The organism is Mesobacillus maritimus (assembly GCF_023715205.1).
GTDB classification, from domain to species: domain Bacteria; phylum Bacillota; class Bacilli; order Bacillales; family Cytobacillaceae; genus Mesobacillus_B; species Mesobacillus_B maritimus_C.
Map to the genome: position 1 here is coordinate 120,853 of NZ_JAMBNR010000012.1, position 12,420 is coordinate 133,272.

The window sequence follows — 12,420 nt, forward strand, 5'->3', positions numbered from 1 at the left end:
CCATCTTTTTTTACGGGAAAAAGGATTAAACTATTTGTGACAAATTCGAAACTGTTTTTGAAATAAAATTTTAAAATGGCGTAAATAATATTGAACTATTATTTCATTGGAGATATAATAAAAGTGAAATTTAAAGTAATTCTTAATTATGACGAGCAAGGAGGATGGGGAATGCAACACAATTTGAAAGCGTTAACAACGGAGTCCCGCAATGAAGCTTCGATGCAAATTGATACAGCACAACCGATGGATATATTGCGCATTATGAATGAGGAAGATCAAAGAGTCGCGACAGCTGTAGAAAGTGTTCTACCAGAGGTTGAAAAAGCTGTAACAGCTGCCTTTGAATCATTTAAACAAGGTGGCAGGTTAATATACATTGGTGCTGGAACAAGTGGACGTTTAGGTGTTCTCGATGCGGTTGAGTGTCCGCCAACATTCAGTACGGATCCAAGTATGGTGCAAGGAATTATTGCTGGTGGAGAAAATGCGTTTGTTAAAGCAGTTGAGGGAGCAGAAGACAAACCAGAAGCTGGCGAGTACGACTTGAAGAACCTAGACCTAACGGACAAAGATACGGTGGTCGGAATTGCTGCAAGTGGGAGAACGCCATATGTTATTGGAGCTCTTCGCTATGCTCGTAGCATAAACGCAAAAACGGTGGCGTTGTCTTGTAACCAGAATGCTCTCATTAGCAAAGAAGCGGATACGGTGATTGAAGTGATTGTCGGTCCAGAGGTTTTGACAGGCTCAACAAGGCTAAAAGCAGCAACTGCACACAAAATGATTCTCAATATGATTTCCACATCATCGATGATTTTATTAGGGAAGGCATACGAAAACTTAATGGTAGACGTTCATGTGAGCAATGAAAAATTAAAAGAACGGGCCATCAATATCATCATAAAGGTGACAGAAGTTAGCTATGAAGAAGCATTAAAGGCGCTTGAGGCAGCCAATCTTCAAGTTAAAGTAGCCATCGTGATGATTAAAAAGAATCTAGGGAAAGATGAGGCTATTAAGCTTCTTGACGAATCAAACGGATATGTGCGCATTGCAATTGAGTCTTAATGCAGCTGATGGCTGTATAAAAGGTGGTGATACTCTGTGGTAACAGGCGGTTTAAAAATGATTGAAAATATGCTGAATCAATTGCCTGCCTCGGAACGAAAAATCGCTCAGTTTATTCTTGAATATCCTTATGAAGCGGTTAATTGCACAGTAAGTGATTTAGCGACAAAAACACAATCAAGCGGGGCTGCGGTCATTCGGCTTTGCAAATCGCTTGGTGTTAAAGGTTTTCAGGACTTAAAGGTTCGGATTATCGGTGATCTTGGTAAGCCAAAAGAACAAGGCTACCGGGATATCGAACGTGGCGAAAGACCTGAAGATATCGTTCATAAGACACTGAATAATAGTATTCAGAGTTTACGTGACTCAGCGGAAATTATCAATCACGAAGAACTGGAAAAAGCTGTTCAAGCGCTGTTAAACGCAAAAAATATTCACTTTTACGGGATTGGAGCTTCACATGTCATTGCGATTGATGCGCAGCAAAAACTGCTTCGGATCAATAAAAGAGCAACGGCTTTAGCGGATACGCATTTGTTGGCCACATTACTTGCAAACGCAGAGAAGGATGATGTTTTATTTGCGATTTCGTTCTCAGGTGAAACGCAAGAGGTGATTAATGTGACCGCACTGGCGAAAGAACAGGGTGTCAAAACCATAAGTTTAACGAAATATGGGCAAAGCTCTCTGAGTTCATTAGCGGATATTAACTTGTATACTTCGTACTCCGCTGAGGCACCGTTCCGTAGCGCGGCCACTTCGTCGCGGTTAGCACAATTATTGATCATCGATATTTTGTTTTTAAGTATGGCCACTGAACAGTTTGATGAAACCGTTCAGTATATCGATAAAACAAGAGAAGCCATTCAATTTTTAAAAGATCATTGATCAAATCGTTCCTATTTTCATAATGATGGGGGGAGCCGGAAATGGCTGGAGAAAATAAAATTCTTGCAGAAAAAATATTAAATCAATTAGGTGGAGCCGGAAATATCGCGTCGTATACACATTGTATGACGCGACTGCGGGTGACACCTCATGATGAGTCAATCGTTAAAAAAGATGAAATTAAAAAGATTGACGGCGTCATCGGTGTTGTGGAAGAAGAAACTCTGCAAATTATCCTTGGTCCAGGGAAAGTAAATAAAGTAACTGAAGAGTTTGGAAGACTCATAGAGTCATCAGGAGAAATTAACTTAAAGGATCGAGCATCTGCGGTGAAAGGGGAAATTAACAAGAAAAATGCAACACCTTTTAAACTGTTTCTACGCAAAATTGCAAGCATTTTCATTCCGTTAATTCCTGCGCTTGTTGCATCAGGATTAATTACTGGGATTTCGAAAGCAGTCATTCAGGCTGGGTGGTTGGCAGCTGAGTCTCAGCTAGCAACGATTTTAACCGTGATTGGCGGCGGGTTATTTGCCTATCTTGGTATTTTAGTAGGGATCAATGCTGCGAAAGAATTTGGTGGTTCGCCTGCACTTGGTGGGTTAGCGGGCATCTTGATTATCAACCCAGCTGCAGCGACGATTACATTATTTGGCGAAGAATTAGTACCTGGTCGAGGTGGACTAATTGGCGTCATGCTAGCTGCCATTTTCATTGCGATTGTTGAACAAAGAGTACGTAAATTTGTGCCACAGTCATTAGATATTATTGTAACCCCTACCATTGCTCTTTTGATTACTGGTATTGTCACATATATTGTCTTTATGCCGGTAGGTGGATTCATTTCTGATGTTATTACAAAAGGCTTGCTTACTGTTTTAGATATGGGTGGAATTGTCGCTGGATTTGTACTAGGATCTACGTTCTTGCCGTTAGTTGTAACCGGTTTACACCAAGGGTTAACGCCGGTGCACTTAGAATTAATTAACACCATTGGGGATGACCCATTACTACCTATCCTAGCAATGGGTGGCGCTGGTCAAGTTGGTGCCGCATTTGCGATTTATTTTAAAACAAAAAAACCACGCTTAAAGCGAGCAATCGGAGGCGGTTTGCCATCAGGGATGCTCGGAATTGGTGAACCACTAATCTTTGGTGTAACCTTGCCCCTTGGTCGTCCGTTTATTACCGCTTGTCTTGGTGCTGGTGTTGGTGGAGCATTTCAAGCGTATTATGATATCGCTACCGTAGCTGTCGGTGTTTCAGGTTTGCCTCTAGCATTCATTGTCAATCATGGAGAAATTCTTCTTTATTTAGTCGGTTTATTCATCGCGTATGTAGCTGGTTTCATCTTTACGTACCTATTTGGGTTTAAAGATGAAATGGCAGGTGAATTTGATTGATCGGAATATCTTTCTATTTAAATGATTCTTTAGCAGAAGAAAGAATTGTTAAAGCAGGAAAAATGGGTGTGAAGCGAGCGTTTACCTCGCTTCACATTCCTGAAGAATCTGGGGATCTCGCTGCACGTGCTAAAAGTTTGTTGCAGCTGGCAAAGGATAATGGAATTGAAGTTTTTGCGGATGTTTCGTATCATACGCCTACTCACTTAGGACTAGAGAGTTTGTTCTCATTAAAAGAACTTGGCATAACTGGTTTGCGCTTGGATGATTTTTTTGGCGATGAACTGATTCTTTCATTAGCAAAAGAATTCAAGCTTGCGATTAATGCGAGTATCTTGTTTGAAGAAGATTTACGAAGACTTTTTGAAAGTGGATTAAAAGCAGAACAGTTAATTGGCTGGCATAATTTTTATCCAAGAGTAGAAACGGGATTAAGTGAAGAGTTTTTTTACCAGCAGAATTTATTGTATAAAAAATATCATATCCCGATTTTCGCTTATATCCCAGGTGCTGGTGAAAAGCGCGGACCACTTTATGAAGGATTGCCAACGCTAGAAAAGCATCGCGAAGTTCAACCGTTTTTAGCGGCTTTAGAGCTGTTCCATGCCGGTGTAGATGAAGTCTATATTGGGGACCCTGATCATGGGAATGGATTATTGGAAGAATTAATGACGTTATCCACAGAGAAGAAGGTTGTTCTAGAGACCGAATGTGGGTTTATTCACCAAGGGAAGTATCAACTAAGACCAGATTTATCGCGTGATGTTCTTCGGTTCATGGATACTCGAACAAAGGAAAAGGTTGAGCCAAACGAACCAGCATTGCGGCCAGTTGGGACAATTACAATGGACAATGACCGCTATGGACGATACCGAGGAGAAATCCAAATTACGTTGAGGGATTTACCTGCCGACGAACGGGTGAATGTAATTGGAAGAGTAAAGGCAAATGATCTTCCGAAATTAAAACTTTTAAAACCAGGGATGATAATTGAATTAAATTAGACGTGTGAAATCCAGTCCGTATTTTTACGGGTTGGATTTTTTTAATGGGTTTGAGGATTATTTTTATATTAATCTATTTGAAATCAAAGGAGATCGCTGGAAGGGCGCTAAGAGGAAATAAAGCTTAAATAAAACATGACATTTCACTCGGCAACCATATAGTATTGGCCAGTCCATTTTTTATCATTGTCTTGAATCAATAAATAGTTCAAATATGAAAAGCTGTTGGGGGGCGTCAACAGCTTTTGCTTTATTAAGCTTGTTGTTCTACTGTAGTTTTGGATGCCTTTAAATTAGCGAGTTCTTTTTCAACATCAGCATCAAGGATGCTTCCCTCGAAAAAAGTAGATTGTTTCATCCCGTATTGGTTTGCGGCTGTTTTCGCTTCTAATTTGAACATATGGTCTTCTACTCTTTGAAAGCCTTTTGTCGCAATTTCTGGGTTCGTGGAAGCTGAGATATTACTTATATCAGAGGTCGCTTGAGCGACATTCATTCTAGATATAAGTGCGAGTTTCTGAGTTTCGAATTCTTTATATTTTTCACGTAAAGAATCAATATGGCCGCAAAGCAAATCTGTTTGATTTTTAATTGCTTGATATTGTTCTTGATAAGCATTCAGCTTTTTCTCGTTTTCAAGCTTGTCCTGAATGGCAAGTCGAGCAATGTCATCTTCTTTTCTTTCAACGGCGAGTTCTGCCTGCCGTTTGCGCTTTTGAACGACATCAGAAGTTTCTTTCAAGATGGCCTCGTATTTCTTTTCAATATACAATTGGTTCGCTAGTGAAGCGTGGGCTCTTTGAATTTCTTCCTCCATTTCCCGTAAATGCTGTTTGAGCATAGCGACGGGGTCCTCAACCCGATCCAATGCATCATTAAAATCCGCGCTAATAATATTTTTTATACGAGTAAAAATGCCCATTATTGTTCCTCCTTACGAACGGATTGTTCCCATTCATCTAAAAAATCTCTCTTTTTAAATTGGCTAACAATCGCAGAATCAGATATTCTTAGCGGTTGTATAGGTTGCTCCTCCTCCTGGTAGAAAGCTTTGTATCCAAGGTAACCCATCACTAAAAGGAATGGGATTCCTAGGATTGCAGGTAGTAGGATAAAAGATGCAAAGCTAAATATCATACCTCCTACTAACTTTCCTAGTTTTTCTTTTGAAAGCTTCCAGATTGCTAGTCCGGCCAATGCTAGTGCAATTTTAAAGACATTCATTAGCATGGAAGGAGGGGAGAGATAAGATGTGTGCATTGATTCATGGAATCGCCCTGCAGCATGGTGCCCGAAGTGATGACCGCTAACGTGGCCGATATAGCTTCCCTGAAAGAACAAAGGTGAATGAACACTATTAACATAGAAACCTGTTAGCTTAACTAGGATTAAGCATAAAAGAAAGATGGGGAAGATTACGAATCCCCACTGGATCACTTTTTTCACAATCATTCACCTCCTTTCAAGACCAAATTCTGTTTGGTCTTAATTTGTATTGGAGTTGGATTGATCTAAGTTCACATCCACTTCGATTTCTTTACCTTCGCGGTAGACTTTTAAAGTGGCTGTATCTCCTTCCGATAAATGAGAATACATGTATTTGCGTAAATCACTTGAGTTGTCCACTACATCATGATCAATGGCAACAATCACATCCATTTGTTTTAGGCCGGCTTTGGCAGCAGCTGAATTGGGTTCCACATAGCTGACCATTGTTCCATCGGTTACATTTTCAGGAAGGGATTGAAGATATACACTCGGTATTTCTTGCAAGTCTGTTAAACTAACTCCAAGATATGGGCGCTCAACCTTTCCGTTTTCGATTAGTTCATTAATAATTGGTACAACATCATTACTTGGAATCGCGAACCCAAGACCTTCGACACCGTTATCGGATATTTTTAAGCTGTTAATCCCAATCACATGTCCGCTTGTGTTAATGAGTGCTCCACCACTATTTCCTGGATTAATCGCAGCATCGGTTTGAATAACGGAAAGCTCCCATTCACCGGCGGACGTTTCAACTGCGATTTCTCGGTCAATAGCACTGACAATTCCTTGTGTCACAGTCCGGGACAAATCTAATCCGAGTGGATTTCCAATGGCCATGACTTGGTCACCTGGTCTTAGGCCGGAAGAGTCGCCAAATTCTAGGGTATGGGTTGCATATTTTTCGTCTATTTTTAAAACAGCCAAGTCCGTTAAAGCATCCGCACCAACCACTTCAGCCTTCACTTTTTCTCCGTTGTATAGGGAAATTTCCACTTCTGTTGCGCCTTCTATGACATGATTATTGGTTACGATAAATGCGTTATTGCCATCAACTTTAAAAATAACGCCTGAACCAGAACCACTTTGGACAGTTCCTTGAGCACCGGAAAATGGATTGCTTTGGTTTTGATAATTCACGATGCCCACGATGGCTTTAGATGCATCTTCAGCAATGTCGGCTAATGAGACGGTTGTGTTTCCAGCGTTGGATGTAGGGACAATGCTTGCAGCTAATTCGTCAGCATTAAGGTATTCGTTCGTATCTGCATTTGGTTTTCCTTTTAGAAAATCAAATGAATCTGTATAGGTTACTGCTCCTAGTGTTAAAGCAGATCCCATCACACCAGCGGTAATCATTGAAAGAAAGCTTTTAAAGCCAGCTGATTTCCTAGGTTTTTGTTTCGGATTTTCTGTTTGTTCAAAAGGATTTGGTTTAATAGGTTCTTCATTTTGCGAGTGAGTGGTTTGCTCATCAAATGGTTTATATAAATCGCTCATGGCTAATTCCTCCTTGAATTCCTACCGATGCTTATATCTTAGCCCGCAAATATGAACAAACTTTTAACAATTTACGACCTGTTTTTTATCAATGAGGGAATTTTTGTTAACAAATGTTTTGGTCATTTTTTTGGGGAAGTTTAGCGTGATTAGCATTCAGGTCGATAGGTGACGATAACGGCGATGAGTAATGGAATGGCTTTGGTAAATAATGGTTATATATACATAGGTGAGGAAGGAGTGAAGGGGGATAGAAAGTAGGTGTCAATGCCTGTTGGGGTAAAAAAAGGAGTGACCGGTAATCGAGGAGTCGAGTCGGTGCCCGATGAAGTGAAAAAAGGGAGTGAACGGTAATCGAGGAGGAGTGTCGGTGCCCGATGAGGTGAAAAAGAGAGGTGACGGTAACCGAGGAGGAGTGTCGGTGCCCGATGAGGTGAAAAAAGAGAGTGAACGGTAATCGAGGAGGAGTGTCGGTGCCCGATGAGGTGAAAAAAGAGAGGTGACGGTAACCGAGGAGGAGTGTCGGTGCCCGATGAGGTGAAAAAAGAAAATGGACGGTAAGCGAGGAGGAGAGTCAGTGCCGGTTGAGTTGAAAAAAGAGAGTGAACTGTAATCGAGGAGTCGTGTCGGTGCCCGGTGAAGTGAAAAAAGGGAGTGAGCGGTAATCGAGGAGGAGAGTCAGTGCCGGTTGAGGTGAAAAAAGGGAGTGAGCGGTAATCGAGGAGGAGTGTCAGTGCCCGATGAGTTAAAAAAAGAAGGTGGACGGTAACCGAGAAATGTCTATATGCCTGATGAGTAGGATAAAACACTATAACGGTAAGATAGAGTAGGTCTACGTGCCTGCATAAGGGTGAAAGCAAGAATCCCCGGTAACCTAAAGGGTTTCTACGTGCCCGAATAAGGGAGGAAGCAAGGATCCCCGGTAACCTAAGGGCTCTACGTTCCAGATTTAGGTAAATAAAACAGTGGGTGGTCACATAGATTTCTTTTAAGCTATAGAGTTTCCTTAATAGAAGTAGTCCAATGATAATAGAGCCGTGCAGCAATGAATTAAATGAAAAAACAACTTAACCAAATTAAGCACTTTTATGGACAAAAGGCAGGAGATTATTTGAAACTAGAATGAGGAAGAGTTAAAGTGAAATCATAACAAGTTCTAACCTACTCTATCTTAAATTAGGCTAATATTTTCTGTAAAAGTCGTATTAAATGTTACTTAATCCTTCAATGTAATTTTACAAAACTCTTCTCAAACAGCCGTGTTTAACCAACCGTTGTTTAAGAAAGAGTGCTAAATGAAAAGGAGTGAGTCTTGATGAAGTATAATTTTGATGAAATCGTCAATCGCCGGAATACTTATTCAATGAAGTGGGATGGAGGCGACTTGTTAAAACAAATTGGTCTCGCGGATCGATATGATGAAGAAACCATTCCATTGTTTACAGCGGATATGGATTTACCAGTGCCACAACCGTTGATTGATGCACTACATAAAACAGTGGATCACCGGATTTTTGGATATTCGGTTTTCCCGCCAGAATATTTTGAAGCAATTCAGCATTGGTTTAAAAAGAGACACGACTGGGATATCAAAAAAGAGGAAATTGTCTATAGTCCGGGAACAGTACATGCGGTAAACGTTGCGGTAAGAGCGTTAACACAACCAGGGGATGGGGTAATTATTCAGCGGCCGGTTTACCCACCGTTCACGTCTGCGATAGAAGGCAATGATCGAGTGGTTCGCAACAACGCCTTGAAAGTGGACGAAGAGGGTTATTATACCATTGATTTCGCTGACTTTGAGGCAAAAGCAAAAGAAGAGAATACGACAATGTTTATTCTCTGTAATCCTCACAATCCGACAGGGAGAGTTTTGAAAGAAGATGAACTCAAACGTTTGTCCGCTATTTGTAAAGAAAATGGCGTTGTGATCGTTGCGGATGAAATTCATGGGGACTTGATTCGTCGTGGGGAAAAATTTGTTCCAATTGCCAAAGTAACGGATGACCAAAGTCATATTGTAACATGTACGGCAATCAATAAAACGTTTAATGTCGCTGGTTTGCATTGTACAAATGTGGTCATTAAAGATTCCGAGCTACGCGGAACGTTTAGTAAAGAGATGGGCATGCATTTGCCATCGCCATTTACAATTTCTGCACTTATTGCGGTGTATCATGAAGGGGAAGAATGGCTAGACCAATTGATTGACTATATTGATGGGACCATGGAATGGGTGGTCAATTTCTTAGCAGAGCATATGCCGAAGGTGAAAGTTAGGATTCCTGAAGGTACCTATGTGATGTGGATGGATTTTAGCGGTTACGGGATTTCTCCAGATGAGGTGCATGAGCGAATCTATAGCAAAGCGAACGTACTCCTTGAAGATGGGAAAATGTTCGGAGACGAAGGGTTGCCGTATCAGCGGATTTGTCTTCCATCCCCAAGACCGGTTATCAAAGAAGCATTTGAACGAATTGCACGTGAGTTTGCTGATTTAAAATAACAGAACATAGAGAAGGACCTTCAACATGAGGTCCTTTTGCTATTTGTTTTCTTTATTATATTGATCCAATCCCTTTTTAAACAGTTCTAAAATGATGTCATGTTGCGTTTTGCTCGCAACATGATTTTTAATTTCATTTAATTCAGCGACTAAATCAGCATCAAGATGAAGGTTAACGGTTTTCCCTTTATCTTTTGGAAAGATTTCAATTACTTCGTCTTTTTCTTTGACTTGACCTGAAACTAGGATGTCTTCCGTGAACATCGATTTTTCAGGGATCAAGATGCGTTCGCCTTCAAAGTAAATTTCGGTCAAATCCTCTTTAAAGGAGATATCAATCATGTTATTCGCCTTGCGATTGGCTTCACGAATTTTTCGCGCATTTTCTTGATTCGGCACATTGTTTTCAAGTTTTATTTTCGCTTTCACTCTTTGTTCACTTCCCCGCTGGCTAGTGTTAACTCGCTTTCTTTAATGTCTTTAGCGATTTCAAACTTTCCTTCTTTTTGAATACTGTATAGAAATTCACCTTTGTGAAGGCGACAATCAATGACGATGCCAATTACTTGGTGATGTTCTTGGTTTGTGATCAAAACGCGATCAAGTACTTCGTATTCAGGCATTAAAAAGCCTTTTTCATATAAAAATGTAAATGCTTGAACCTTTGGGTAAACAAACCGTTTTTTTCCTTGTTTTGATTGCAGTGCCCAAAATTTTTCTTTCTCGTCAATAACCTCTCCTAAATAACCTTCATCTGCCCAGCGTTTAATTGTGCTCATATTGACCTTTTTACCAACATTTTTATAAATTAAATCGACGATTTCTTTCGAAGAGACGTATTTTTTTCGTTCTTTGTCTTGGACTTCCAATGCGTCAAGTTGCTTTCGCAATTGTTCCAATTCCAGTTGCTGAGCTTTTATTTTTTCCTCAAGCGATTTTATGTTTGCTTCTAACGCATCTCGTTTCAATTTTTTTCACTTCTTCCCCCTGTATTTCTGTCAGAAAATTAAATCTATCCTTATTCTACAATAAAAACGTAATAAAAATAAATTTTTTGAATCATTTATGGAACTAAAATTGATGTAATGACCGAGAAATTTCAACCTAATATATATACCTTAAAAAGATATCATAACAAAATATTAATATTTTACTTACGACAAAAGTATAAATTAAATGCAATCAATGTTGTTGACAACATCCTTTTGATATCATATTCTAGTTTTAAGAATATTAAGACAATAGTTGCGCCTCGATTTTTAAATTGATTGCAATGGAGGGAATACGCAAATGAAAATTTCAGAAAAAACAAAGATTTACAAAAACTTAATTGGTGACAAGTGGACGGAAGCGTCTACTGGGGAAACCTTTTTAGTGACCAACCCTGCAGATACAAGAATGGAGTTGGGTATTTGCCAGCAGTCGAGTGAACAGGATGTTCTAGAAGCGGTGGAGGCTGCAAAAGAAGCGTTGAAATCATGGAAGAAAGAAGCGGCGCCAGAAAGGGGACAATTCATTCTCCGCGCTGCAGCTTATATTGAAGAGCGTTCAGACGAGTTTATTAAACAATTAATCTTAGAAGTTGGGAAGTCTTATGCCGATGCGAAAGCAGAAGTGACGCGGACCGTACGGGCGATGAGATATTTAGCTGGTGAAGCGGAGCGATTAACAGGTGAAACAATTCCATCTTGGGACAAAGAAGTAATTGGCTACACAAAGCGTGAAGCAATCGGCGTAGTGGGCATTATTACCCCATGGAATGTCCCGTTAGCAATTGCTGCTTGGAAAATTGCCACGGCACTAGCTTGTGGCTGTACAGTTGTCTTTAAACCTTCCAGCCAAACGCCATTGGTCAGTCAGTGGCTAGTCGAAGCGTATCAAAAAACAGGATTGCCAGCAGGTGTAGTGAACTTTGTAACTGGACCAGGATCAAAAGTTGGAAATGCGATTGCGAACCATTCTGATATTAAAGCAGTATCGTTTACCGGTTCGAATGGCGTTGGGCTAACGATTAATCAATTGATTGCAAAACGAGGGGCGCGCTTCCAAGCGGAAATGGGTGGGAAGAATCCATTTGTTGTGTTAGAAGATGCGGATTTGGAGCTAGCTACAGACCATGCGATTGCTGGCGGCTTGGGTGAAAGTGGGCAACGATGTACGGCGACAAGTCGGATTATCGTCGTTAAATCGATTGCGGACGAATTTGTCGCTTTGTTAAAACAAAAAGTTGAGAACTTGAATGTCGGCAATCCGATAGAAGAAGGAACGCAAATGGGTCCTGTAATTGATCAAGGTTCTATGGAAAGCATCCTAAATTATATCGAGATTGCGAAAAAAGAAAACGGTGTGTTGGTCACCGGTGGGGATCGTCTAACAGAAGGCGATTATGCTCACGGATATTTTGTCGCCCCAACGATTTTTCGCAACATTACTCCGGATATGACAATTGCTCAAGAAGAGATTTTTGGACCGGTTATCAGTGTTATGGAGGTTGACAGTTTCGACCAAGCAATGGAATGGGCAAATAACGTCGAGTATGGTCTGTCTTCAACAATCTATACAAACGACCTGGAAAAGTCGATGCAGTTTATTAATAACATCGAAGCTGGTTTTACCCATGTCAATATGCCGTCTACGTATAGTGAGCCACAGTTCCCATTTGGGGGCATAAAAGGAACGGGTATTGGTGGCTATCGTGAAGTGGGAAGCACAGCGATTGATTTTTATACAGAATACAAAACGGTTTATATTAAACCGCATGGAAAAAAGTAGGGAGGGG

The 12,420-nt window shown here is 40.5% G+C and carries 11 protein-coding genes; 6 read left to right on the plus strand and 5 right to left on the minus strand.

What is annotated here, in order from left to right:
- The first annotated feature begins 171 nt into the window (after positions 1-171).
- From murQ to M3182_RS17540, 4 genes are read left to right on the plus strand one after another with little or no spacing between them, the layout of a single operon-like run.
- Positions 172-1,071, plus strand: coding sequence for an N-acetylmuramic acid 6-phosphate etherase (gene murQ, locus M3182_RS17525; protein ID WP_251434867.1), 900 nt, complete (start codon positions 172-174; stop codon positions 1,069-1,071).
- A gap of 36 nt (positions 1,072-1,107) precedes the next feature.
- Positions 1,108-1,959, plus strand: coding sequence for a MurR/RpiR family transcriptional regulator (locus M3182_RS17530; protein WP_251434870.1), 852 nt, complete (start codon positions 1,108-1,110; stop codon positions 1,957-1,959).
- Positions 1,960-2,000: 41 nt separating this feature from the next.
- Complete coding sequence (locus M3182_RS17535; RefSeq protein WP_251434873.1) at positions 2,001-3,362, plus strand: PTS transporter subunit EIIC; 1,362 nt, start codon at positions 2,001-2,003, stop codon at positions 3,360-3,362.
- Positions 3,359-4,366, plus strand: coding sequence for a MupG family TIM beta-alpha barrel fold protein (locus tag M3182_RS17540; protein ID WP_251559255.1), 1,008 nt, complete (start codon positions 3,359-3,361; stop codon positions 4,364-4,366). The genes M3182_RS17535 and M3182_RS17540 overlap by 4 nt, the downstream gene beginning before the upstream one ends.
- Before the next feature lie 253 nt (positions 4,367-4,619).
- Here the strand turns inward: M3182_RS17540 and M3182_RS17545 are convergent, their stop codons facing one another.
- From M3182_RS17545 to M3182_RS17555, 3 genes are read right to left on the minus strand one after another with little or no spacing between them, the layout of a single operon-like run.
- Entirely contained in the window at positions 4,620-5,288 is a 669-nt protein-coding gene (locus M3182_RS17545; RefSeq protein WP_251559257.1) for a PspA/IM30 family protein, read from the minus strand.
- Complete coding sequence (locus M3182_RS17550; protein WP_251434884.1) at positions 5,288-5,812, minus strand: hypothetical protein; 525 nt, start codon at positions 5,810-5,812, stop codon at positions 5,288-5,290. Before M3182_RS17550 ends, M3182_RS17545 begins: the two co-directional genes overlap by 1 nt.
- Before the next feature lie 39 nt (positions 5,813-5,851).
- A complete protein-coding gene (locus M3182_RS17555; RefSeq protein ID WP_251559259.1) occupies positions 5,852-7,135 on the minus strand; it encodes a S1C family serine protease in 1,284 nt (427 codons plus the stop codon).
- A 1,315-nt stretch (positions 7,136-8,450) separates the two neighbouring features.
- Here M3182_RS17555 and M3182_RS17560 point away from each other — a divergent pair.
- Positions 8,451-9,641: a MalY/PatB family protein gene (locus tag M3182_RS17560; RefSeq protein ID WP_251434889.1), complete on the plus strand. Its 1,191-nt coding sequence runs from the start codon at positions 8,451-8,453 to the stop codon at positions 9,639-9,641.
- Positions 9,642-9,680: 39 nt separating this feature from the next.
- Here M3182_RS17560 and M3182_RS17565 read toward each other — a convergent pair whose 3' ends face one another.
- Together M3182_RS17565 and M3182_RS17570 are read right to left on the minus strand one after the other, a co-directional pair.
- A complete protein-coding gene (locus M3182_RS17565; protein ID WP_251559261.1) occupies positions 9,681-10,070 on the minus strand; it encodes a hypothetical protein in 390 nt (129 codons plus the stop codon).
- The gene (locus tag M3182_RS17570) at positions 10,067-10,609 is read right to left on the minus strand and encodes a hypothetical protein (RefSeq protein WP_251559263.1); all 543 of its coding nucleotides are present in this window, start codon (positions 10,607-10,609) and stop codon (positions 10,067-10,069) included. The genes M3182_RS17565 and M3182_RS17570 overlap by 4 nt, the downstream gene beginning before the upstream one ends.
- Positions 10,610-10,931: 322 nt before the next feature.
- Between M3182_RS17570 and M3182_RS17575 the strand changes: the two genes are divergently transcribed.
- Entirely contained in the window at positions 10,932-12,413 is a 1,482-nt protein-coding gene (locus M3182_RS17575; RefSeq protein WP_251434895.1) for an aldehyde dehydrogenase family protein, read from the plus strand.
- Positions 12,414-12,420 lie beyond the last annotated feature (7 nt).